Below are 23,100 nucleotides of genomic sequence, written 5' to 3'. Positions count from 1 at the left end.
ATCGCCGGGAAGCAGCGATAGAACCGCAATTGGTATAAGTCAGGCCAACGTGTTCCGCCAGTGCCCGACGTGGGTGCGAATCAGGGCGCCGCTCAGGGCCTCGTCCGGTGGCAGGGCGTCGGCAGAAAACCAGGCGTGTTCCAGCACTTCTTCCACCTGAAGGCAGAGTTCGCCACTCCAGCCCTCAGCGCGGTACAGCGCCGAGACGTTGTCCACCACGTCCCCGTGCGGGTAAGTGAAGCGGTACTCTGCCCCAGCACACAGCAGCAGCGGCGTTAATTCATGTATGGTCAGGCCACTTTCCTCCAGGGTTTCGCGGCGTGCACAGGCCTCGAACGTCTCGCCGGGTTCCAGACTGCCGCCCGGCAGTGTCCAGCGCCCCGTTCCCGCGTGGCGGAGCAGCAGCAGCCGGTGTTCACCGTTCACCACCAGCACATTGGCGCCCGGCGCAAACAGCGGGCGTGAACCCACCAGTTTTCGCAAGTCCAGCAGGTGCGAACCGACAGGCGGGGCAGGCGGCACGGGGTTCAGGGGCAGCGGGCTCAGGCCAGCGCGTGAACGCAGGACATTCAGGCTGGCGCGGTTGGTGTTGCTGCTCAGTTCCGGCAAGTCGTCCAGCGAAAACCACCGCAACTCCAGGGTTTCGCCACTGTCGTCAGGATTCGCGTGCGCCAGTGCAGCGGCAGGTAAGGTGCCATGTGCCCGCCGCCCGAGCATGTAAACCTCGTGCCCATTGGGGTAACGGTGCCAGAAGTCTGAACCGCTGACCAGGCCCTCTGCAAGTGGCAGCAGTTTCAGGTTCGGACAGGTCAAGCCGGTTTCCTCCAGCAGCTCACGGTGTGCCGCCGTCAGGAAGTCCTCGCCGGGGTTCAGACCGCCGCCCGGCGTTCCCCACAGGCCATCGTCACCCCGGCGTTGCAGCAGGACGCGGCCCCCTTCATCCTGGAGAAGCACACTGACCCCGACGGACAGCAGCGGACGGTTCCCCCACACAGCGCGTAAGTTCAGGGCTTCAGACATGCTTTACCGTAAGGCACGCAGCAGTGAAAGGCATCCGCGAAAAGGAGGAGAGACGAAAGGTGAGCAGCCTTTCCTGTCCGGCGGCCCGCGACAGTAATGCCAGACCGTTTCATGTCCGACTGGCAATTGGCCCGGCGCGGCGTCAGGCAACGCTGGTGCGGCATCGACTTTACGTCACTTTCTGACGGGAATAGCCTTTACGCTGAAGGCATGAAAAAAGACCGCTCGAAGAAGGGCCTGCTGGTGGTAGACGTCCAGAACGACGTGGTGCAAAGCGCCTACCAGCGCGACACGGTGGTGGGCCATATCGCCCGGCTGGTGGCCGAAGCGCGGCAACAGGACGTGCCCGTGGTGTGGGTGCAGCACCACGACGACTGGATGAAAAAGGACACGGACGCCTGGCAGATTGTGCCAGAACTGCAACCCAGGGTGGGTGAACCGGTCATTCAAAAGGCGTTCGGGGATTCGTTCGCGGAAACGAATCTGGAAGCGGAACTGGAGAAACTGGACGTGGGCGAACTGATCCTGTGTGGGGCGCAGAGTGACGCCTGCATCACGGCCACGCTGTACGGCAGCCTGTACCGCGGCTACCCGGTGACGCTGGTGCAGGACGCCCACACCACCGAGAACGGCGAATTCAACGGGCAGGACTATCCAGCCGAGCGCATTGTGAACTGGGTGAACCGCAATGCCGCTTACACGCGCCTGCCGGGGATCGGCTCACGGCTCACCACCACCGCGGAAGCGTTCAACGAAAAGTAACACCCTTCTCTTGCCAGAGGAGGCATAAGCGCCTTCAGGCAAGGGCGTTCAGGAAGCGCCGGATGTCTTCCTGGCTGGTGTAGTGGGCAATACTGGCCCGCACAATGCCTTCGGGATACAGGTTCAGGTCGCTGAGGGGCTGCACGGCGTAGAAATGCCCCGCCGCCACGTCGACCCCCTGTGCGGTGAGGCGCTGCGCCGTCTGGGTGGGTGTTTCACCGTTCACGCGGAAGGCCACCGTTCCGACGCGGTCGTCCAGGTTGTGGGGGCCGTACACGGTCACGTTCGGCAGGGCCAGCAGGCCCTCCAGCAGCTTTTTCTCGATGGGTTGCTCCAGGGCCTCGATATGGCCGTAAGCGGCCACCAGCGCCGCACGGGTCAACTCGGGTTTCCCGCCCAGTTCGCGCAGGTAATCGAGCGTACCCAGCCACCCGGCCAGCAGCTCGTACGGCGGCGTGCCGTGCTCCAGCCCCGCCATGTCGCCGGGCGCGAAGAAACTGAGTTTCGGCCAAGGCAGGCGCTCCCGGTGCTCGCCCTTAATCCACAATCCCCCCAGGTGAGGGCCGAACACCTTGTAAGGGCTGAACATTACGAAGTCTGCGCCCCACGCCTGAACGTCGGGCAAATGGTGCGGACTGGAATGCACGGCGTCCACGGCGGTCCAGGCGCCCGCGCCCCGTACCATCTGCGTGATGGCAGGCAGGTCAGGCGTCACGCCCAGCGCATTGCTGGCCGCCGTGACCGAGACCAGACGCGTTCTTTCTGTGAGCAGGGCTTTCAGGTCGTCCAGGTGCAGGCGCATATCCGGCTGACGGGCGTGCCACACCTTCACCTTCACGCCCACGTGTTCCAGTTCCCGCCACGGGCTGGCGTTCGCCTCGTGCTCCAGGCCCGACACGATCACCTCGTCCCCTGCGCCCCACAGGCGCGAGAACGCTGCGCCCAGGCGAAACGCCAGCGCCGTGGCACTCGGCCCCAGGGCCACGTCCGCCGGGTCGGCGTTCAGGAACAGCGCCGTGGCCTCACGCGCCCGCTGCCGCAGGGCCAGCACCTCCGCGCCCGGCTGGTGGCCCGGCAGGGCGTTCGTGGCACCGTACCGCGTCAGGTGCGCCTGCACGGCGTCGATGCCGTGCTGCGGAATCAACCCGCCCGCCGCGTTATCCAGGTAGACCCGCCCCGAAGCCAGGCTGGGGAACTGAGCACGCAGGGCCACACGGAGATCAGACATGCCGCAGTGTAGGGCAAGTCAGCAGCAGGCCTCTGCCATGCTGGACAGCTCCAACCCGCCGTTCATGGGCGTGCGTTACCCTGCACCTGGCCCGGCCATGGGGCGGGCCACCTCTTTTGGGGCGGGGTGCGATTCCCCACCGGCGGTATTGACGGAGAAAAACCCCGTCTCAGCCCGCGAAGCCTGCCGACAACCATAGGGGGCAGGCCCGACCCGGTGAAACTCCGGGGCCGACAGTGAAAGCCGCAGAACAACACGGGAGTTCTGGCAGGAAAAGCGCAGGACTACCCCTGAGCTTCAGGCCACCACAAACCGCGTATGTTGTGTCGCCAAGTCTGGATGGAAGAAAGGGGAACGCTGAACTGACCACCCCGGTCAGTGGCGTTTTCGTATGAATGAAAAGAACAGAGAACATCCACCGAACGACGTGGAGTGGATGCGGCTGGCGCTGGCCGAGGCCGCCAGGGGACTGGGCCGAACCTCGCCCAACCCACCTGTGGGCTGCGTGATCGTGCAGCGGGGCGAGGTGGTGGGCCGCGGTTTTCACCCGCAGGCTGGGCAGCCGCACGCGGAGGTGTTCGCGCTGCGTCACGCGGGCGCACGGGCGCGGGGCGCCACCGCTTACGTGACGCTGGAACCGTGCAGTCACGCGGGCCGCACGCCCCCGTGCGCAGATGCCCTGATGGCGGCGGGAGTGGCGCGAGTGGTCGTGGCCGCCCCTGACCCGAACCCACTGGTCAACGGGCAGGGTATTTCCAGGCTCCGCGCGGCAGGCCTTGACGTGACGGTAGGCGTCATGGAAGCCGAGGCCGCGCGTCAGCAGGCGGGCTTCCGTTCCGTGGTGGGGCGCGGGCGCCCTCACGTGATCTACAAGTACGCCATGACGCTGGACGGCAAGGTCGCCGCACAGGGTGAAGCGAACGGCCCCGTCAGCAGCGCCGAGGCCCGCACCCGCGTCATGGCGTGGCGCAACCAGGTGGACGCCGTCGCCGTGGGGCGCGGCACCGTACTGCTGGACGACCCGCAGCTCACCACGCGCGGGCTTGAGGGAGGCCGCAACGCCCGCCCGGTTCTGTTTGATCCGGAGGGCCACATCGGCAGCCAGGCGCGCGCGGTGCGGGTGGGCACGCTTCTCGTCACCCGGCAGGGCGTTCGCTCGCCGCTGGAGGGAGACGACCGCGTGACCATCCTGCCTTCCACCTCGCTTCAGGAGGCGCTGCAAGGGCTCGCCCGGCACGGCATTTCCACGCTGCTGCTGGAAGGTGGCCCGACCCTCGCCAGCGCCTTTTTCGACGAGGGCCTCATCGACGAGTTGCGCGTCTTTGTGGCCCCGAAGCTCCTGGGCGCAGGCCTCGCGGCCCTGAGCCTGCCGGTGCGGTCCATGCACGCCGCCGCCGCGCTGGAGAACGTGCAGGTCGAGCAGGTGGGGCCGGACGTGCTGATCACTGGATGGGTCGCGCGGAAATAAAACACGGCGAAAACGCTTCAGCGGGCGCCGCTTGGCCCGGCTCCCTAGGGCCAAGCGGCGGGGCACAGGCGGCGTTCAGACGGACGGTTTTCTCTTTCGATGGGAGTTCATTATGTTTACTGGAATTGTTGAGCAGACAGGCCGCGTCGTGGCGGTCTGTGAGGTGGCGGGGAACGTGCGCGTGTCGATTGCGCCCGGGCACATGTGGACGGATTTGCAGCTGGGCGAGTCGGTGGCCTGCGCCGGCGCGTGCCTGACGGTCACCGCGTGGGATGACGTGTCGTTCAGCGTGGAGTTGAGCCGTGAGACGGTGGCGAAAACGGCTCCCCGCTGGGTCGAGGGGCAGGCGGTGAACCTCGAGCGGGCCATGACGGCGGGGGCGCGGTTCGGGGGTCACATCGTGAGTGGACACGTGGACGGCGTGGGCGAGGTACTGGAGGTGCGTGAGGAACCGGGCGCGTACACCATGCACGTGCGGGCCCCGAAAGGGTTGGCGCGTTACCTGACGCCGAAAGGCAGCATGACGGTGGACGGCGTGAGCCTCACGCTGGTGGATGTGGGCGGCCCGGCGGGAAGCCAGCCCGACTGGCCCGCCGAGGACTTCACGCTGTGGCTGGTGCCGCACACGCTGGAGGTCACGACCCTGCGCCACTGGCGGGCGGGAACACGGGTAAATCTGGAAGCCGATCAGGTGGCGAAGTACGTGGAACGCCTGCTGGCCGTGCGTGAACTGGAGGCGCAGGCATGACGGCCCTCTCCCCCATTTGCGAGCTGCTGGCGGAATTGCGGGCGGGCCGCCCGGTGATTCTGGTGGATGACGAGCACCGTGAGAACGAGGGCGACCTGCTGATGCCCGCCGCGACCGCCTCGCCACAGTGGGTGAATTTCATGGCGCGGGAGGGCCGGGGGCTCATCTGCGTCACGCTGACGCCTGACCGGGCCGAGAGGCTCAACCTGACGCCCATGGTGGGCAGCAGCACCGACCCGAATGGCACGGCGTTCACGGTGAGTGTGGATCACGTGAGCAACAGCACGGGCATCAGTGCCTTCGACCGGGCGGCGACCATTGCCGCGCTGCTGAACGATGACGCCGCGCAGGCCGATTTTCGCCGTCCGGGGCATATCTTCCCGCTGGTGGCGCGTCCGGGCGGAGTCCTGCGCCGGGCCGGACACACCGAGGCCGGGTGCGATCTGGCACGGCTGGCGGGCTTTGCGCCCGTGGGCGTCATCTGCGAGATCATGGGCGACGACGGCGAGATGGCGCGCCTGCCGGGCCTGCTGACCTTCGGGAAGAAGCACGGCCTGAAGGTCGGCAGTATCGAGGCGCTGATCGCGTACCGCCTGGAGAACGACCCGTTCATGCAGGTCGTGGCCGAAGCGCGCCTGCCCACGCACTTTGGCGAGTTCCGCATGGTGGGTTTTCAGGATTCCCTGAGTGGTGCCGAACACGTGGCCCTCGTCATGGGGGACATTACCCCTGAACCGCTGCTGGTGCGCGTTCACAGCGAGTGCCTGACCGGGGACGCCTTTCACAGCCTGAAGTGCGACTGTGGCCCGCAACTGGACGCAGCCATGGCCGCCATCGCCAGTGAGGGACGCGGCGCCGTCATTTACCTGCGGCAAGAAGGGCGCGGGATTGGCCTGCTCAATAAAATCCGCGCTTACGCCCTGCAAGATGGCGGCGCAGACACCGTGGAAGCCAATGAACGTCTGGGCCTGCCCGTGGACGCCCGCGAGTTCGGCCTCGGGGCGCAAATGCTGCACCTGCTCGGCGCCCAGCGACTCCGCATCATGACGAACAACCCCCGCAAGTTACGCAGCCTCAGCGGTTTCGGCTTGGCCGTCGTGGAGCGCGTGCCCCTGCACGTCGGCCAGACAGCCCAGAACACCGCTTACCTGAACACCAAGCGCGAGAAGCTGGGCCACCTGTAAGACCACTCCGACCACTCCGACAAAGAGAACGGCCAACCCGTCTCTGTTTCCGACCCTTCTCTTTTTCCGAACAGCGTGAGCAGGAGAAAATACCGTTCCGAACTCTATTCCGCACATCCGAGAACAGCCGCTCGACTGTGCTCCACGTCGGCCAGAACGGTATAAGACGCCGCTGGCCCACGATTTTCTGCCAGCCGCTTTCCAAAGGAATACCCCATGAAAAGAATTGAAGCCAACCTCATTGCCACTGACCTCAAGTTTGCCGTCGTCTCCACGCGCTGGAATCACCTGATCGTGGATCGCCTGGTGGAGGGCGCGGAACTGGCGTTCGTGCAGCACGGCGGGAAAACAGAAAACCTGGAGCACTTCATCGCGCCGGGTTCGTACGAGGTGCCGCTGGTCGCGCGTAAACTCGCCGGGAGCGGCCGGTATGACGCGGTGGTGTGTCTGGGCGCGGTCATCAAGGGCGACACGGATCACTACGATTTCGTCGCGGGTGGCGCAGCGAACGGCATTCTGAACACGAGCCTGCACACGGGCATTCCCGTGGCTTTCGGCGTGCTGACCACCGACACCGTGGAACAGGCGCTCAACCGCGCCGGCATCAAGGCCGGCAACAAGGGCGCGGAAGCCGTACTGGCCATGATCGAAACCGTGAACCTGCTGAAAACAATTGGCTGAGAACACCGTCCAGGACACGCGCCCGAGCAGACCCGCCGCAGGACAGACCCGCCGGGGGCTGGATGCTTCTTTTCCTCACCCTCTCCTCTTGCCCGATCTGTTACACTGGCCTGTTTCCTCGGGGCCGGACTTGCCTCGATTTGGGGGTGATGACGATGACGGCAGCCGAGAATTTGAATGAGCAGGTGTATCCTGCGCCGATTAAAAGCGTGGAGGACGGGAGTCCGGCGGCACGGGCGGGCGTGCGTCCGGGTGACGTGCTTTTGCGGGTAAATGGGCAGGCGGTGACGGATGTGCTGGCGTACCGCCGTGAATTGGAGCGGGGCATAGTGTCTCTGGAGGTGGCGCGTCCGCGTGAGGCGCTTCAGGTCATGACGGGTGTGCCGACCACCGCGCAGGATCACCACCGCCTGCTGATGCCCGCCGCGCCGGACTTGACTGACACCTTCACGTTCAGCGTGGAGTGGGAAGACCCGGGCCTGGACTTCGAGGAAGTCCTGTTCGACGGCATCAAGAAGTGCGCCAACAAGTGCGATTTCTGTTATGTGCACCAGATGCCGCGCGGCTTTCGCAAGAGCCTGTACATCATGGACGACGACTACCGCCTGTCGTTCCTGTACGGCTCCTTCGTGACGCTGACAAACCTAACTGAAGGCGACATCAACCGCATTCTGGACGAGAACCTGTCGCCGCTGTACGTGTCGGTACACACCGCCAATCAGGAGTTGCGGCAGGACATGATGAAGTGGTGGCGCCTCAAGGTGAAAGACCCTCAGGCGGTGCAGATTCGCAGCATGATCGAGCGGCTGGAAAGCATCGACCTCTACACGCAGATCGTGCTGGTGCCCGGCCGCAACGACCGCGAGAACCTGGACGAGACGGTGGAGTATCTGAGTAGCCGCCCCAACGTGATTTCAGCGGCGGTGGTGCCGATTGGCCTGACCGGGCACCGCACCAACCTGCCGGACGTGCGGACGTTCAACCGTGAGGAAGCACAGGACACCCTGAAGCGTCTGAACGTGTGGCGCAGGAAGTTCCTGACGGAGCGGGGCACGCGCTTTGTATTCCCATCGGACGAGTTGTACCTGCTGGCGGGTGAACCGCTGCCTGCCGAGGAAGAGTACGAGGGCTTCCCCATGCTGGAAAACGGCGTGGGCATGATCCGCGACTTCTTAACCGAAGCGCTGCCGGAATTGCCCGCCGCGCTGCCCCAGCCGATGCGCGTGGTGCTGGGCACCGGTCTGCTGTTCGCGGACTCGCTGGAACGCGCCATTGCGCCCCTGCGGGGCATTCAGGGCCTTGACATCGAGGTTCGCGCCGTGGAGAACAAGACCTTCGGCCGGGTGACCACCGTGGCGGGCCTGCTGACCGGGCGCTGTTTCCGGCACGCCGTGAAGTCGGGCGAGGCCGATCTGCTGATCGTGCCGCCCACCACCCTGCGCTACGGCACCGAACTGATGCTGGACGACGTGAGCCTGGGCGATCTGCGCAACGAATTCAAGATGGACGTCCGCGCGGGCGGCGCAACATTGGGTGAACTGGCCCGCGTGATCTTGCAGGGGGCCCACAGCAGTGGCCACCAGTTCGGCCTGAGTGCTCACGCCATTAAGGACACCGCCCAGGCCAGAGGCGGCGCGGCCCCTGGCGAACCTCTGGAAGTAGAAGTGGCTGAAGAAAACAGGCGCGGCAAGGCCTGAGCACCAGCAGGAGACATTAAGGTCAGCGCCAATTAGGCCGGAAAATCATAGCCGAGAAAAAGGAAAAATTCGCGCTGGACACCCGTTTTTGCCAAGCATCATCTGCGCTTGACTTTGGACAGCTGAGCAGAAGCGACTTACAACAGGACGTAAGAGAATTGTTAGACCCCCCACCTTACGCTATGACCAAGCAAGAACGGGAGACACCCGGAACTGCTAAACGCCATAAGTAGGCTACGCGGAACTTATACATAACCTTATCCGCCGCGCCGAACCAGGAGAACACCATGAAAAGCACCCAAGGCTTCACCCTGATCGAACTGCTGATCGTTATCGCCATCATCGGTATCCTCGCCGCCGTCCTGATCCCCAACCTGCTGAGTGCCCGCAGCAAGGCTAATGACAGTGCTACCCAGAGCTTCTTGCGCAACACTATTACTGCCGTTGAAGCCAAGCGCGATAGCGTGACTCAGGCTCTGCCTACCGAAACCAACTGCGCTACACTGCAGGACCTCAGCCTTCCCACCTCCACTACCAGCTGCACTATTACCTATAACACTGCTGCTGATAGCTACACCATCGCGGCAGTTTCCAAGACGGGTAAGACCTTTACCTACGATGGCAAGAAGATCGTTGGTAGCAGCTAATCTAACTTCGGAGCCAGATAAGACCCTCACCTTCGGGTGAGGGTCTTTTGATAAGAGGGGATTTTAATGATCAACCAAAAGGCTCAAGGCTTTACGCTCATTGAGCTTCTGATCGTGATTACCATTACTGGTATTCTGGTGGCTGTACTTATCCCCAATCTGATTTTATCACGCAATAAGGCTAATGATGTAAGCGCATATGCCTTTTTGAGGCATTGTGTCAACAGCATGGAGATGTTAAAAGATCTGCAGGGCTATGTCGTTAAAGCCACAAAATGTGATGATCCACTACTCGGCGATGCTGGCCAGCATTTACCAGCATCAGTTAAAACCACGGCAATTAACTCAAATGCCGACTCAACAGAATATAACATTGTCGTTACGAGTAGTACTGGGAAAATTTTTAAATATGAGAATGGTCAATTCACTCAAGGAAATTGAGCCTCCTTCGCAAGAATCTGGTGGTATAACAGGCCATTTTTCATTGGCAATCCCCCTCTTTCTGGGGTCACTTTTTGTACTACCATTAATCATTAACCCCAATATCTTTGAATCTTTCGACCAAACCTATCTATATCCGCGCTTATGGTGGATCTATGTAGTTATCCTGCCTAGCGTCCTGCTGATGCTTTTTAACTGGAGTAGTCCCTGGAAAGGTGTGCGCCCACCCCTAACCATTGTGCTGATTCTGATTGCTTGGCTCACCATAACGACCTTGCTTAATAGAGCAGGCTGGGCAGGTTGGTGGGGACAACTTGACCGAGCCGACGGAGTGCTGATGCATATGTTGTACGCCCTGGTTCTGTTGGCTGGCTGGCGCTGGGCTAAGCAAGATCATAAGTGGCAACAGAAATTGGGAATAGCGATTCTCATTGGAGGTAGTTTGCTTGCCTTAACCAACATCCTGCAGCAGCTTCATCTGATGGGCGTGCCTAATGGAAATGCTTTTACAGGAGTTACCGCAACTCTTTTCGGCGGTACTCTCGGCAACCGTGGTTATCTAGGTGGCGCTATGGCACTGCTGTTGCCTTTCACGATTTATCAGGCCGGGCAGGTCAGAATTCATAGTAATTTGTACGCCTTGGGTGTAGTGCTCATGTCCTGGGCGCTATGGGGTTCCTTCACTCGTACTGCTTGGCTGGCCGGACTATTGGGGCTGCTAGGATTGCTTGCATTTAGAGTACCCTGGCGGATTTGGGGAGCAGTGGCGGTTGGGTTCATTCTATGGGGTGGAACCACGTTTTTTCATAAGACCGACTTACTCAATGCCAAAGTGAGTCAAGGTATTGCAGATAATAGCGGGCGCACGATTCTCTGGAAATCTGCGCTGTATGGTATTAAAGAGAAACCTTTGTTTGGTTGGGGTACCCCAGCGCTCATCAAAACGTTCCATGTTCGCCCACTGCCAGATCTGATGCAGGAGCGGGGAATTCAGAATATTAAGTCCTTTGAGGAGTTGCCTTTAGATCCAAATAATTTTCCAAGTGTGCGGGTTATATACCAAGACGGCAAACGCGAAAACATCATGCTTGCTTCAGTTGACAAAGTACATAACGAATATATGGATTATGCCCTGACTTACGGTATTCCAGCGGCACTCTGCTTCGTTGCGCTGCTGACCTGGGCTATCTGGTCAAGTCGCCTGAGCGCTCCTGGCATAAGCACTAGCCTGCTAGCCTATGCTTTCTATATCTTTTTATGGCCTGAAATCATTCGCTTTGCTCCTATAGCCTGGCTCATGATGGGTATTGCGCTCTCCAGATCTATTAGAGAGGAAGCTCCGGGGAATGGTCTCACTTCCCCCGTTGCCCCAGCACCCGCCGCTCCACCGCCGTAATGACGGCATAGAGCAACACCCCGAACAGCACCAGAAAGGTAATCGCAGCAAACTGTAACGCCTTGTCGTAACTGACTCCGGCTTCCTGGACACGGAAGCCGAGTCCTTTTTGGTTGGGGTCGGTGAATTCCCACACGACGGCGCCGATCAGGGCCAGGCTGGCGCTGAGGCGCAGGCCGCCGAGCATGACGGGGAGCGCTCCGGGCAGTTCCAGGTGCATGAGGCGTTGCCAGAAGCCCACGTGCAGGGTGTCGAACAGTTCGTGGTAGGTGCGGTCTATTTCGCGCACGCCGATCATGGTGGACACGAGAAGGGGGTACAGGGCGCTGAGGGCCGAAACAATCACGGCGGGCAGCGTGCCGAAGCCCAGCCAGGAGACGAGCAGCGGCGCGATGATCACGATGGGCGTGCTCTGCGAGGTGACGATGTACGGGGACAGGAAGCGTTCCAGGGCGCGGAACTTGGCAATAGGGTAGCCGAGCAGCATGCCCAGTAGCCCGCCGAGGAAGGTGCCGAGCAGCGCCGTTTTTGCAGTGACCCACAGCGCCTGCCACAGCAGAGGGGCATTGGCCTGGAATTTCTGCCACACGGCGGCGGGGGTGGGCAACAGGAAGGGTTGGCCCAGCCGCGTGGCCAGCAGGTGCCAGGCCAGAAAGCCCAGGGCAATGGCGAGCAGCGGCAGCAGCGTGGTTTTGCTCCAGCGTTCGCGGTGGGGCAGGCGCACGCGGGTGCTGTCCCCGGTGCCCAGCAGGCCGCGCAGGTGCGCTTCGAGGCCCTCGGTGTAGGCACTGACGCGCCCTTCGCCGCGCGTGTCCACCAGTTCCAGAATCTGGCCCTCGCGCAGCACCGCCACGCGGTCGGCCAGCCACACCGCCTCACGGATGCTGTGCGTAACGAGAATCGTGGTGCGCCCGGTTTTGTCGTGCAGGTGGCGCAATTCGGCGTTGAAGCGCTCGCGTACCAGGGCATCGAGGGCGCCGAAGGGTTCGTCGAGCAGCAGCACGTCGCCGCTTTGCGCCAGGGCGCGGGCCAGCGCCACGCGGGCGCGCATGCCGCCCGAGAGTTGCGCCGGGAAGTACGGGGCGTAGGCGCTCATACCCACCAGGTGCAGGGCAGCGGGCGCATCCAGGCCGCCACCGGCGCCCAGGTCGGCGGGCAGTTGCACGTTGCGCAGGGCAGTGCGCCAGGGCAGCAGGCGGTAATCCTGAAACACCAGCGCCGGGTTGCTGGAAACCTTGACCGTTCCCGACTGCGGCGCAATCAACCCCGCGATGACGCGCAGCAGCGTGCTTTTTCCGCCGCCGGACGGCCCCACGATCGCCAGGAATTCGCCGTGCGGCACGTTCAGCGTCACGCCGTTCAGGATAATTTCACCGCCCAGGCGCATACAGACGTTCTGGAGTTCGATGGCGTTGCCGGGCGCGGGGGGGTTCACGCCTGGCCTTCTTTCGGGCGGCCCCGCAGGTTCAGCAGCACCACCCCGGCAATGGCGATCAGGCCCCCCAGCAGGCTCACGCGTGTGGGCACCTCGCGCAGCCACACCCAGCCGATCAGAATGGCGTTCACCGGGTTGACGTACAGGAAGGACGTGGTGACGCTGGCCGGCACGCGCGAGAGGGCGTAACTCCAGGCCAGGTACGCCAACGCGCTGGGGAACAGCCCCAGGTAAATCACCGCCAGGTGCGTGTGCAGCGGTGCGGCGGGCAGTTCGCGCAGCAGACCGGGCAAAAAGACCAGCATGGGCACGGTGCCCAGCATCAGACTCCAGACCGTGAAGTGCAGCGGATTCATGCGCCGCAGCAGGGGTCGCTGAAACACGAAGTACACGCTGGTCACCAGCGCCGCCAGCAAAATGAGAACGGCGCCCTGCGTGAACTGCACGCCCTGCCCGCTGCCCAGCACGATCAGGGCCACGCCCGCGAAGGCGATGGCGGTGCCCAGCCAGCCCCAGGCGTTCAGGCGCTCGCCGGCAAACTGCGTGGCCATCAGCGCAGTCATACTCGGCCCGGCAGCCACGATCAGGCTGGCGGTTCCGGCCGGCACGCTGACCTCGCCGTAATTCAGGAACACGTGGTAGAGGGTAATGCCCAGAACACTGAGGCCCAGGATGCGCAGCAGCTCCGGCAGGGGCGGCACGGGAGTACGGGTGATCAGCGCGTACACCCCCAGCGCCAGGCTGGCCACCAGAAACCGGTACAGCGCCAGTTGACCGGGGCCGAAGGCTTCCAGCCCGGCGCGAATGCCCGCAAAGGCCGACGCCCAGAAGACCAGGGTCAACACGATGGCCGCCATGGATCTGGCGTCGATGCGCGGCGCGGCTACAGCACTCACGCCCAGCAGAGTAGCGCGGTCACTGGGGGTGGGCTGCGGGTTGTCAGGGATGGCCAAAGAGAGTTCAGCGAATGAAGGGCAGCAAAGTGACCACGGCGGCGATGGTCAGGACGCTGGCGAGGGTACTCAGGGTCGCCACGGCGGCGACGGTCTGGGTGTCGGCGTGGTACTCGCGGGCGATCAGCAGGGCGTTCACGGCAGTGGGCATGCTGGCCGACAGCACCAGCACCTGAAGATTCAGGGCGCTGAGGTGCAGCAGTTTTCCGCAGGCCAGCGCGATCAGCGGCCCACCGATCAGGCGCGCGGCGGTGGCCAGCCAGATGCGCGTGCCCAGGCGTGGCCAGCCGCCCGAACCGAGTTGCAGGCCCAGCGCCAGCAGCACCATCGGCAGGGTCGCCTGCGCCATCAGGGTGCAACAAAGCCCCATGTATCAGCTTTACAGCGGTCTTGGCCCACGGGTGGAGGACTGGCCGCGCCTGGTGGGACGCCTGGGCGAGTTGATGGGCCGCGAGTTCGACTGGACGGACGAACTCGGCGGGATTCAGGCCCGGGTAATGCTGCTGGTCGGTGACGCCGACAGGCTGCCGCCCGCGCACGCGGCGCAGTTCTTTGCCCTGCTGGGCGGGGGGCACAAGGACGGCCACTGGAATCGTTCGGGCATGACAAAGCACCGACTGGCGATTCTGCCCGGCACGACGTACTACGACATCCTTCAGTCTCCCCTGCTGCTGCCCAGCATCGCACCTTTCCTGGCAGACGAGTGAGCCATTTCATGGATGCCGTGACGTTTGCGGCGTGACAGGCTGAGAGAAATGACATCCACTTTCTTTCCCGCTGTTCACTCGGTGCTGTCGGCAGCGGCGCTGGCCCGGCTGGTACAGCAGCAATACGCCGGTCAGGACGACGTTCAGCTTCGGTTTCTGCGGCGTGGCATCAATGACACTTACCTGCTGACTGGCTTGGCTGGGCACCCGCACGCCATCTTGCGGGTGTACCGCGCAGGCTGGCGCACGCCAGCCGACCTGGACTGGGAGCTCTCGCTGACGGCCAGTCTGAACACTGCGGCCCGGCCCCTGTCGGCGCTGAACGGCCAACTATACGGCGAACTGAGCGCCCTTGAAGGAACGCGTCCTTACGCGGTCTTCGAGTTTGTCGAGGGCCGAATGCCCGAGCGAACCGCCGGGGACGCCGCACTGTACGGCCGAACCCTGGCCAACCTTCACCAGGCCAGTGCGGCCTTCCCGGCTGGTGGGCGGTTTTCCCTCGATCTGGCTCACCTGCTGACCGAACCGCTGAACGCCATTCGTGCCCAGTTGCCGGACGATCCGCAGACCCTGAACTCGCTGGAGGAACTGGCTGCGCGCACCCACACCCGCCTGAGCGCCCTGACGCCCGAACTGCGGTGGGGCGCGTGTCACGGCGACCCCCATGACGCCAACGCGCGCATCGACCAGGGCACCTTGCGCCTGTTCGACTTCGATTGTGGTGGCCCTGGCTGGCCGGCCTACGACCTGGCGGTGTACTGGTGGGATCACGCCCTGAACGACACCCCCGAGGAATTGGCGACCGTGTGGCCCGCCTTTCTGAACGCTTATGAGGACGTTCGCCCGTTGACGGCTGCGGAGCGCAAGGCCCTGCCTTTCTTCGTCCTGGCCCGTTCCTTCTGGTTCATGGGCCTGTTCGCCGGGCGCGTCTGGGTCAATGGGAGCGAATCGCTGCACCCGGAGTTCTTCCGGCGCGGGCTGAACTTCGTGCAGGATTGGTGGGAGGAACACGCGTGAATTTCTTGCTGCTGAACGGCAGTCTGCGCGCGGGTTCCGTCAATGGCGCAGCCCTGCAAACCCTTCAATACGTTGCCCCTTCCGCTCTCCAAACGGCCCTGTACGGCGGGATGGCCGACCTGCCGCACTTCAACCCGGAAGACGACCACGACCCCCTTCCCCAGGCGGTGACTGGCCTTCGCGCTGCCATTGCGGCCGCCGACGCCCTCCTCATCTGCACGCCCGAGTACGCCGGGGCGCTGCCGGGCGCCTTCAAGAACCTGCTGGAGTGGATGGTCGGCAGCACCGTCCTGAACGGGAAGCCGGTCGCCTGGATCAACGTTTCCACCAGCCCCACACAGGCTAGAGACGCCCACGATTCCCTGCGAATTGTCCTGGGCTACGTGAACGCCCGGATAGTTGAGGAGGCCTGCCTGCATCTGCCCATTCCACGCGACCTGGTGGACGCAGATGGCCTGATTCACGACGCCGAGGTGCGGGATAGCCTGCGAGAAGTGCTGAAGAAACTATCTCGGATCCAGTAAGTCAGTGATAGAAAAGCCCCACCAGAAGGCCAGCAGCCCTTCTTTTCTCTGAACCCGGTGCAGACGTTCCACCCACGCCCCGGGCCGGTCGGGTAGACTGAGTTACGGTGCCACGCGCCGTGCTTTTTTTTGACCCCCAGTCTCGCAGACCGAGCAAGGAAACAAAAAGAGTAAGTCTGGGCGCGTGGCGAAGGGGCGTCTGATGCCTGGTATTGCAATTATTGGTGCTCAGTGGGGCGATGAGGGCAAGGGGAAGATCGTTGATTTCCTGGCCCCGGAAGCGAAGTTCGTGGCGCGTTATCAGGGCGGGGCCAACGCGGGCCACACGGTGAACGCGAAGGGCAAGACATTCAAGTTGAACCTGCTGCCCAGCGGCGTGCTGCACGAGGGCGCGGTGTCCATTCTGGGCGACGGCATGGTGATTGACCCGGACAAGTTTCTGGAGGAACGGCAGAACCTGCTGGAGGGTGGCCTGAACCCGGATTTGCGGATCAGTGACCGGGCCCACCTGGTGCTCCCCCACCACAAGTTCGTGGATGGGCGCAAGGATTTCGTGGGCACGACGGGGCGCGGCATCGGCCCGGCCTACGCGGATCGGGCGCGGCGCGTCGGCGTTCGCTTCGGTGACCTGCTGGACGAGGCGGTCTTGCGTGAGCGTCTGGAACGCCTGATGGAAGCCAAGCCCAACAGCACCCGTGATGCGGGCTGGACGAGCGTGGACGTGGGCATGGCGGCGCTGGCGCCCATTCGTGAGAAGCTCGCCCCGTTCGTGCAGGACACGGGCGCTTTGCTGCGTCAGGCCGTGAAGGACGGCCACAACGTGCTGTTCGAGGGTGCCCAGGCGACCCTGCTGGACTTGAACTACGGCACCTACCCCTTCGTGACCAGTTCCTACCCCACGGTGGGGGGCGTGCTGGTGGGCGCGGGCGTCAGCCACAAGGCCATCAACAAGGTGTTCGGCGTGGCGAAGGCCTTCAACACGCGCGTGGGCCACGGCCCCTTCCCCACCGAGGTCACGGACGAGGCGGGAATTCTGCGCCTGCGTGGCGACGGCTCCAACCCCTGGGACGAGTACGGCACCACCACCGGACGCCCGCGCCGGGTGGGCTGGCTGGATCTGGAACTGCTGAAGTACGCTGTGGACGTGAACGGCCTGGACGGCCTGGTCATCAACAAGATGGACATCCTGAGCGGCCTGGAGAGCATTCCCGTGTGCGTCGCCTACGACAGCGCCGGTCAACCCGTCTACAAGCACCTGAAAGGCTGGGACACCACCGACGGTGCGACCAGCCGTGAAACGCTGCCCAAAGAAGCGCAGGCGTACCTGGCGCTTATCGAGGAAACCGTGAACTGCCCGGTGGTGATCTTCTCGTGCGGCCCGGAACGCGAGAAGACCTACGGCGAGGTCAGCTGGACGTAACGCCGGCACAGGCCACAAACCGAAGGTCACTTCAACCCCTGACGTTCAGGTGGATTTCAAGCCGTCTAATGCGCAGCGACCCTGCGGTTAGGCGGTTTGGCGTTCGGCCCGCTAGAGCCGTTCCCAGAATGGAGCGCTCTGTACAACAGCACCCCAGAGCGCTCCATCCTTCGTCCTGCTCATTCAAATTCACTCGCGCTGCTCGGACAAAATCACGGCGTTCTTTTGTCGGATGCTCTAGACTCGCCCCACTGTGCCTCACGCTGAAGACCCGACCCTGCAAGACGCTTCCCAGGAGCTTCCCGGCCTGAATGCCCTGACCCGCGAGTGGCTGATCAGCGTGGGCGAAGACCCCAACCGGGAGGGGTTACTCCGCACGCCGCACCGCGTCGCCAAGGCATGGCAGCACCTCACGGCGGGCTACCGCGAAACCCTGGCGGACGTGGTGGGCGCGGGCGTGTTCGCCGCCGAGGGCAGTGAAATGGTGATCGTCAAGGACATCGAGTTCTACTCCATGTGTGAGCACCACATGCTGCCTTTCTACGGACGGGCGCACATCGCCTACATCCCCAGCAGGAAAATTCTGGGCCTCAGCAAGTTCGCGCGCATTGTGGACCTGTACTCGCGGCGTCTGCAGGTGCAGGAACGCATTACCACACAGGTGGCCGACGCCGTGCAGGAACTGCTGGAACCCAGGGGCGTGGCGGTATTCATGGAAGGCATTCACCTGTGCATGGCGATGCGCGGCGTGCAGAAGCAGAACAGCAGCACCACCACTTCCGCCATGCGCGGCCTGTTTCGCAGCGATGTCCGCACCCGCGCCGAATTCATGAGCGCCGTGCAGGGAACCCTGCGCGGGCGGTAAAGCAAGGTGGGGGAATCCTCGACAGCTTGAGCGGTCAGCCACCCGGCCTGTAATACCCCTGCCCCGCGCAGCTGGGGCACAGTACCTGCACTCCGTGCACCACTTCGCGCTCGTTGATGATTTCTTCGTGGCACCCCTCGCAAATAACCCGTTTGCCATGCACGCTGATCAGGCCCTTCAGATCAAGGGTGAGTTCAACCTCCTGCACCGTCAACAGGGCATCATCCGGCAGAGTTTGGTACGCCTCCAGGTAAGCGTCGTAGCGTTTCTGTCCCTCCGGGCGGGCATCTTTCACACGCTGGCGCAGGTCGGTCTGGGGGGCAATTCTGACAGCCTGGCCGGTTCTGGTGTCCACGAAGGTGGCAGCCACCTTGCCATAGTCCATCAGGCGCATGGTGCGGCGCCCCAGCCAGCAGCCGGACGCGACCGAGACGCCATCGGCAAAGCAGCCGTCGGTTTCCACGAACACCAGGACGCGCTTGTCGCTGCGGGGAAAGGGCAGATTCAGGTACTGGGCGGCCAGTAAGGCGCTGCGCACGCCCAGAATCTGCCGCGGGCACAGGTGGTCGTGCAGCGCGGCACTCTGCCGCAGCAGGGCTTGCAGATGTGGTGGGGGCGGGAGCAGGGGGGTCATGGCCGTCACGCCGATTTTAGGGCAGGCGGGTGGAGCAGCGCGGTGACACAGGTCAAGGCTGACGCAAGTCAGGGCATGAATTAGGGCGGCACTCACGGCGCGAGGGGGTGGGCCGGTTCAGAATGCAGCATGGCGAAGTTACCGCGTCAACTGGAAGGGGAAGAAGTCGCGCCGCTGGTCACCGACACTGCGCCGCAGGGGCACACACGCCGCGAGTTCCTCCGCTCAGCGACGCTGTTTACGGCCACAGTGGCAGGGCTGGGTGGCGGGCTGGAGTTACTCACCCGGCGGCCCTCGGGCACCGCGGAGGCGCAGGCCGCGGCCGTCACGCGGAAGCGCGCGCTGGGGCCGTATGACACCTCCGAACCCGTGACCTCGTACCAGGCCATGACGACCTACAACAACTTCTACGAGTTCGGGCTGGGCAAGGACGACCCTTCGCAGAACGCCGGGAGCCTGCGCACGCGCCCGTGGATCATCAAAATCGACGGTGAGGTGCGCCGGCCGCAGACAGTGGACATCGACACCCTGCAAAGCTGGTTCCCGCTGGAAGACCGGGTGTACCGCATGCGCTGCGTGGAAGCCTGGAGCATGGTCATGCCCTGGATGGGCTTCCCGCTGGCAGCCCTGATTCGCCGCCTGGAGCCGACAGGCAAGGCGAAGTACGTCAAATTCACGACACTACAAGACCCGAAGCAGATGCCGGGCCAGCGTTCCGGGGTGCTCGACTGGCCTTACGTGGAGGCCCTGCGGCTGGACGAGGCCCTGCATCCCCTCGCCTTTATGGCGGTGGGCCTGGACGGCAAAATCCTGCCCAACCAGAACGGGGCGCCCCTGCGACTGGTGATTCCCTGGAAGTACGGCTTCAAGAACATCAAGAGCATCGTGCGGATTTCGCTGGTCAGTGAAAGGCCGAAAACCACCTGGGCGTTGGCCGCCCCGGACGAGTACGGTTTTTACGCGAACGTCAACCCGGCAGTGGATCATCCGCGCTGGAGCCAGGCCACCGAAAGGCGCATCGGCGAGGTGGCGCGGCGCAAAACCCTGCCGTTCAACGGATACGCCGACGCCGTGGCGGGGCTGTACAAGGGCCTGGATTTGCGCCGGAATTTCTGATGGCCCCGGGGAAACGCAGCCTGAAGTGGCTCCCGCCTGCGGTGTACGTGGGCGGGTTTCTTCCGGCGCTGATCCTGCTGGGGGACGCGCTGAGCGGCCTGCTGGGCGCCGACCCGATCAAGCGGGCCACACACCAGACCGGGCAACTGGCGATTATTCTGCTGCTGCTGTCGCTGGCCTGCACGCCCCTTCGTCTGCTGACGGGCTGGACGTGGCCGGCACGCGTTCGCAAGGCGCTGGGACTGCTGGCCTTCGGGTACGCGGCGCTGCACTTCGGCATCTACCTGTTCGACCAGAACATCCTGCTGCTGGCGGTGGGCGAGGACATCGTCAAACGGCCTTTCATCACGGTGGGGTTTCTGGCGCTGCTGCTGCTGGCGCCGCTGGCCTGGACCAGCACCCCCGCCAGCATGAAGCGCCTTGGTTTTCAGCGGTGGACGCGCCTGCACCGCCTGGTGTATCTGGCGGCGGCCCTGGGCGCGCTCCACTACTGGTGGGGGGTCAAACAGGACCGCACCGTGCCGACGCTGCTGGCCGCCGGTCTGCTGGGGCTGCTGCTGCTGCGCCTGGTGAAACGGCCCGCAAAAAAGCCGGCGACCAGGCCGACTTCCAGTGGATAGACTTTCAGGTGTTCGGCCTGTGGCCGGGCTTCACTCGTCTTCGACACCGTCGCCGATGTCGGTGCCGCCGCCCGTTTCAGCGGGAACCTCGGGGCGCATGAAGCGCAGGTAATCCAGCCAGGGGGGCGTGTGGCCCAGTTGCCGGATCAGCAGGGCCACCTGGGCGGTATGCCGGACTTCGTGGGTCATGACGTGCCACAGCAGTTGCTCCAGGGTCACCGTCTCGCTGCCGGGGTCGTCCTGGATCAGCTTAAGCGGGCGGTTCAGGTCCGGGTTCCCCTTCAGGAAATCGCTGGTGCGCCGCGTCACTTCGCGCCCATACTCGATGATCCAGTTCAGATCGTACTGCTCGGCCTGCGGCTTGACCCAGTCGTGCGGGTACTTCCCTTCATTTTGCACCCTGTCCCCACGGGCCACACCGTGCACCCAGTGATCCTCGACATCGATGGTGTGCAGCAACAGGTCTTTGATGTTGCGGAAGCGCTCACCGGTGTCGATCGTGGTGCGCTTCAAGTCCTCGGCGGGCAACGCACGGACAAAGTTCCACAGTTGCTCGCGCGAGGCGCAGAGGTAGGCGTAGTACTCTCTGACGTTCATGATTGCTTTACAGCATAGCAAGCAGGCAGACCGGCCACAGGCGATTTTGCCGGAGGGCTAAGGTTCGGGGCTCAAGTGACCACCGGGACAGGGCAGCAGGAACCGCTTCACTTGCTGGACGCCCCACCACTCTTTGGCGCTTGAGGCGGGCGGCAGTTACACCCGTTCGCACTGCTCCTGAACGAGGGGGCGCAGGATCGCCTGGACGTCCTGAAGGGTCTCGACGCTGGTCAGGGCCGGGTGCAGTTCCGTGAGTTCCGGGAGGTATTTGGGCAGCACTTTGCGCAGCGGGCGCATGCTGGCGACCTTCATTTCGCCGGGGTGAAAACGGTGCGGCACGGTGTAGAAGCGGTGCTGCAACTCCGCGTGGCGCAGAGCCACCGCCGCACGGATGGGCAGCGCGGGCACCCGGTCACCCTCACCGTCCCCTGGCCGGTTGCGGGCCGCCTGCTCAGTGGCTCCCTCTTCAGTGGTGCCGGCGAGCGCCTGAAAAATCCAGGGATTGCCCACCGCGCCGCGCCCGATCATCACGGCGGCCACCCCCAGCGCGCGCCGCTCGCGGGCCTGCGCGGGCGTCAGCACGTCCCCGCTGCCGATCACCGGCGTGGGCACGCTGGCGGCCACCTGCGCGATGGCCTCCCAGTCGGCCTCCCCGGTGTAGCGCTGGGCAGCGGTGCGCCCATGAACCGTGATGACCGCTGCGCCCGCCTCGGCGAGGCCCTGCGCGATCTCGATGCTGCGGTTCTCGTCCCAGCCCAGGCGAATTTTGGCGCTGACGTCCAGCGGCGTGGCGGCCTTCATGGCTTTCACCAGGGCGTAAGCGGTTTCGGGGGTTTGCAGCAGGCAACTGCCGCCCTTGCCGCGCACCTTCGGCACCGGGCAGCCCATGTTCAGGTCAATGGCGGCCGGTGCGAACCACGCCTCGGTTTTGCGCGTGGCGTCGGCCAGGATGTCCGGGTCAGCGCCGAACAGCTGCACCACACGCAGGTATTCGCCAGGGTGCGGGCGACCCAGGTGCAGGCTCTCGTTCTCGCCGCCCAGCGCCAGTCCACGCGCACTGATCATCTCGGACACCGTCCACAGGGCCCCCTGCTCCGCCGCGAGTTGCCGCATGGGCGCGTCACTGTAGCCGGCCATGGGTGCCAGCACGGCCCCCGGCAGGGCCAGCCGGCGCCGGTAGAAGCCGGGGGCGGGCAGCGGGGTGGGGGGGGTGGGCAGCGCACTCATCTCGGGGAAGGGTAGCGCGTTCCCGGCCCAGGCGGGTGAAGGAAGCGTCAACCCTACATGTCCACAAAGAGAGAGGAAATTGTCACGGCCTGCCTTTATGCTGAAGATGTCCGGAAACCCAAGCACTTACGCCCTCCGGACGGGAGGAATTAGCACCTTGGAAGTCACTCGCCTGGTGCCTCACCTGGCACCTTTGCTGCACAGTCTCTACCAGGCCACCCCCGGTTACTTTGAACTGCTGGGCAGTCGCCTTCCCAACCTGTCCGAAGTGCAGGCCGACGTGAACACCGCCTTTGCCGACCCGCGCCGTCATCTGGAATTGCTGCACGACGAGCACGGCGAACTGGTGGGCAGCCTGGATTACAAGGTGGGCTACCCGCAGGAAGGCGACGTGACCATCAACCTGCTGCTGATCCGCGAGGACAGGCAGAACCAGCGCCTGGGCGAGCAGGCGGTGCGCCAACTGGAGGCCCGGCTGCCCAGCGGCACGCAACGTGTCCTGGCCAGCGTCCTGGGCGAGAACCCGCGTGGCTCACGCTTCTGGGAGCGCCAGGGGTACACCTTCGAGCTCGACGCCCGCCCGTCCATGATGTGGTACGCCAAACGCCTCAACCTGCCGCTGGCCCGGCCCACCCAGCTGGGCAACATAGCGACTGACTAGGGCGCCACCGAGTGAGTTATCCCGTCTGAAGCGCCAACGACGGGCTGGCCAG

25 protein-coding genes and 1 riboswitch are annotated in these 23,100 nt (G+C 63.9%); of the genes, 17 read left to right on the top strand and 8 right to left on the bottom strand.

The window, feature by feature from the left end:
• Positions 1-39: 39 nt before the first annotated feature.
• Positions 40-1,020 (bottom strand): NUDIX domain-containing protein, encoded by a 981-nt coding sequence (locus E5Z01_RS11790; protein WP_135229539.1) that lies wholly within the window; start codon positions 1,018-1,020, stop codon positions 40-42.
• Between the two features lie 210 nt (positions 1,021-1,230).
• Here E5Z01_RS11790 and E5Z01_RS11785 point away from each other — a divergent pair, with 210 nt between their 5' ends.
• Positions 1,231-1,782 carry an isochorismatase family protein gene (locus tag E5Z01_RS11785; protein WP_167757891.1) on the top strand — a complete coding sequence of 184 codons (552 nt, stop codon included), beginning with the start codon at positions 1,231-1,233 and terminating at the stop codon, positions 1,780-1,782.
• 34 nt (positions 1,783-1,816) lie between these two features.
• Here the strand turns inward: E5Z01_RS11785 and E5Z01_RS11780 are convergent, their stop codons facing one another.
• The gene (locus tag E5Z01_RS11780) at positions 1,817-3,010 is read right to left on the bottom strand and encodes a cysteine desulfurase-like protein (protein WP_135229537.1); all 1,194 of its coding nucleotides are present in this window, start codon (positions 3,008-3,010) and stop codon (positions 1,817-1,819) included.
• 108 nt (positions 3,011-3,118) lie between these two features.
• Positions 3,119-3,294: riboswitch (FMN riboswitch) on the top strand.
• A gap of 107 nt (positions 3,295-3,401) precedes the next feature.
• Here E5Z01_RS11780 and ribD point away from each other — a divergent pair.
• From ribD to E5Z01_RS11740, 8 genes are all read left to right on the top strand, one after another.
• Entirely contained in the window at positions 3,402-4,478 is a 1,077-nt protein-coding gene (gene ribD, locus E5Z01_RS11775; RefSeq protein WP_240738341.1) for a bifunctional diaminohydroxyphosphoribosylaminopyrimidine deaminase/5-amino-6-(5-phosphoribosylamino)uracil reductase RibD, read from the top strand.
• Positions 4,479-4,590: 112 nt separating this feature from the next.
• Complete coding sequence (locus E5Z01_RS11770) at positions 4,591-5,226, top strand: riboflavin synthase (RefSeq protein WP_135229536.1); 636 nt, start codon at positions 4,591-4,593, stop codon at positions 5,224-5,226.
• Positions 5,223-6,410, top strand: a complete 1,188-nt coding sequence (ribA, locus tag E5Z01_RS11765; RefSeq protein ID WP_135229535.1) for a GTP cyclohydrolase II — start codon at positions 5,223-5,225, stop codon at positions 6,408-6,410. The genes E5Z01_RS11770 and ribA overlap by 4 nt, the downstream gene beginning before the upstream one ends.
• Before the next feature lie 216 nt (positions 6,411-6,626).
• Complete coding sequence (gene ribH, locus E5Z01_RS11760) at positions 6,627-7,091, top strand: 6,7-dimethyl-8-ribityllumazine synthase (protein ID WP_119764742.1); 465 nt, start codon at positions 6,627-6,629, stop codon at positions 7,089-7,091.
• A gap of 155 nt (positions 7,092-7,246) precedes the next feature.
• Positions 7,247-8,788, top strand: a complete 1,542-nt coding sequence (locus E5Z01_RS11755) for a DUF512 domain-containing protein (RefSeq protein ID WP_135229565.1) — start codon at positions 7,247-7,249, stop codon at positions 8,786-8,788.
• Positions 8,789-9,075: 287 nt separating this feature from the next.
• On the top strand, positions 9,076-9,435 hold the full coding sequence (locus E5Z01_RS11750; RefSeq protein WP_135229534.1) for a prepilin-type N-terminal cleavage/methylation domain-containing protein: 360 nt from the start codon (positions 9,076-9,078) through the stop codon (positions 9,433-9,435).
• Between the two features lie 66 nt (positions 9,436-9,501).
• Positions 9,502-9,876 carry a prepilin-type N-terminal cleavage/methylation domain-containing protein gene (locus E5Z01_RS11745; protein WP_135229533.1) on the top strand — a complete coding sequence of 125 codons (375 nt, stop codon included), beginning with the start codon at positions 9,502-9,504 and terminating at the stop codon, positions 9,874-9,876.
• Positions 9,851-11,272 (top strand): O-antigen ligase family protein, encoded by a 1,422-nt coding sequence (locus tag E5Z01_RS11740; RefSeq protein ID WP_167757890.1) that lies wholly within the window; start codon positions 9,851-9,853, stop codon positions 11,270-11,272. The genes E5Z01_RS11745 and E5Z01_RS11740 overlap by 26 nt, the downstream gene beginning before the upstream one ends.
• Here E5Z01_RS11740 and E5Z01_RS11735 read toward each other — a convergent pair.
• From E5Z01_RS11735 to E5Z01_RS11725, 3 genes are all read right to left on the bottom strand, one after another.
• On the bottom strand, positions 11,229-12,707 hold the full coding sequence (locus tag E5Z01_RS11735) for an ABC transporter permease subunit (protein WP_420810844.1): 1,479 nt from the start codon (positions 12,705-12,707) through the stop codon (positions 11,229-11,231). The two genes, E5Z01_RS11740 and E5Z01_RS11735, sit on opposite strands and share 44 nt — an antisense overlap.
• Positions 12,704-13,564, bottom strand: coding sequence for a DMT family transporter (locus E5Z01_RS11730; RefSeq protein ID WP_135229563.1), 861 nt, complete (start codon positions 13,562-13,564; stop codon positions 12,704-12,706). Before E5Z01_RS11730 ends, E5Z01_RS11735 begins: the two co-directional genes overlap by 4 nt.
• A gap of 103 nt (positions 13,565-13,667) precedes the next feature.
• Positions 13,668-14,009 (bottom strand): AEC family transporter, encoded by a 342-nt coding sequence (locus E5Z01_RS11725; protein WP_240738339.1) that lies wholly within the window; start codon positions 14,007-14,009, stop codon positions 13,668-13,670.
• Between the two features lie 19 nt (positions 14,010-14,028).
• Between E5Z01_RS11725 and E5Z01_RS11720 the strand changes: the two genes are divergently transcribed.
• The 5 genes from E5Z01_RS11720 to folE all read left to right on the top strand — a co-directional run bounded on the left by E5Z01_RS11720 (position 14,029) and on the right by folE (position 18,193).
• Positions 14,029-14,367 (top strand): hypothetical protein, encoded by a 339-nt coding sequence (locus E5Z01_RS11720; RefSeq protein ID WP_135229530.1) that lies wholly within the window; start codon positions 14,029-14,031, stop codon positions 14,365-14,367.
• Between the two features lie 48 nt (positions 14,368-14,415).
• Positions 14,416-15,384, top strand: a complete 969-nt coding sequence (locus E5Z01_RS11715) for a phosphotransferase enzyme family protein (protein ID WP_135229529.1) — start codon at positions 14,416-14,418, stop codon at positions 15,382-15,384.
• Positions 15,381-15,908: an NADPH-dependent FMN reductase gene (locus E5Z01_RS11710; protein WP_135229528.1), complete on the top strand. Its 528-nt coding sequence runs from the start codon at positions 15,381-15,383 to the stop codon at positions 15,906-15,908. The genes E5Z01_RS11715 and E5Z01_RS11710 overlap by 4 nt, the downstream gene beginning before the upstream one ends.
• Positions 15,909-16,110: 202 nt before the next feature.
• The gene (locus tag E5Z01_RS11705; protein WP_135229527.1) at positions 16,111-17,328 is read left to right on the top strand and encodes an adenylosuccinate synthase; all 1,218 of its coding nucleotides are present in this window, start codon (positions 16,111-16,113) and stop codon (positions 17,326-17,328) included.
• A gap of 253 nt (positions 17,329-17,581) precedes the next feature.
• Positions 17,582-18,193, top strand: a complete 612-nt coding sequence (gene folE / locus E5Z01_RS11700; RefSeq protein WP_135229526.1) for a GTP cyclohydrolase I FolE — start codon at positions 17,582-17,584, stop codon at positions 18,191-18,193.
• Positions 18,194-18,227: 34 nt separating this feature from the next.
• Here folE and E5Z01_RS11695 read toward each other — a convergent pair whose 3' ends face one another.
• Positions 18,228-18,827: an FmdE family protein gene (locus E5Z01_RS11695; protein WP_135229525.1), complete on the bottom strand. Its 600-nt coding sequence runs from the start codon at positions 18,825-18,827 to the stop codon at positions 18,228-18,230.
• Between the two features lie 129 nt (positions 18,828-18,956).
• Here E5Z01_RS11695 and msrP point away from each other — a divergent pair, with 129 nt between their 5' ends.
• A complete protein-coding gene (gene msrP / locus E5Z01_RS11690) occupies positions 18,957-19,943 on the top strand; it encodes a protein-methionine-sulfoxide reductase catalytic subunit MsrP (RefSeq protein WP_135229524.1) in 987 nt (328 codons plus the stop codon).
• The gene (locus E5Z01_RS11685; RefSeq protein WP_135229523.1) at positions 19,943-20,563 is read left to right on the top strand and encodes a protein-methionine-sulfoxide reductase heme-binding subunit MsrQ; all 621 of its coding nucleotides are present in this window, start codon (positions 19,943-19,945) and stop codon (positions 20,561-20,563) included. The genes msrP and E5Z01_RS11685 overlap by 1 nt, the downstream gene beginning before the upstream one ends.
• A 30-nt stretch (positions 20,564-20,593) precedes the next feature.
• Here the strand turns inward: E5Z01_RS11685 and E5Z01_RS11680 are convergent, their stop codons facing one another.
• Both E5Z01_RS11680 and E5Z01_RS11675 read right to left on the bottom strand, forming a co-directional pair.
• Positions 20,594-21,160, bottom strand: a complete 567-nt coding sequence (locus E5Z01_RS11680; protein WP_135229522.1) for a DinB family protein — start codon at positions 21,158-21,160, stop codon at positions 20,594-20,596.
• A gap of 156 nt (positions 21,161-21,316) precedes the next feature.
• Positions 21,317-22,387 carry a tRNA dihydrouridine synthase gene (locus E5Z01_RS11675; protein ID WP_240738334.1) on the bottom strand — a complete coding sequence of 357 codons (1,071 nt, stop codon included), beginning with the start codon at positions 22,385-22,387 and terminating at the stop codon, positions 21,317-21,319.
• A gap of 157 nt (positions 22,388-22,544) precedes the next feature.
• Between E5Z01_RS11675 and E5Z01_RS11670 the strand changes: the two genes are divergently transcribed.
• A complete protein-coding gene (locus E5Z01_RS11670) occupies positions 22,545-23,048 on the top strand; it encodes a GNAT family N-acetyltransferase (protein WP_240738333.1) in 504 nt (167 codons plus the stop codon).
• The last annotated feature ends 52 nt before the right edge of the window (positions 23,049-23,100 follow it).

The organism is Deinococcus fonticola (assembly GCF_004634215.1).
Lineage (GTDB): Bacteria > Deinococcota > Deinococci > Deinococcales > Deinococcaceae > Deinococcus > Deinococcus fonticola.
This window is presented reverse-complemented; position numbering and strand designations above follow the sequence as displayed.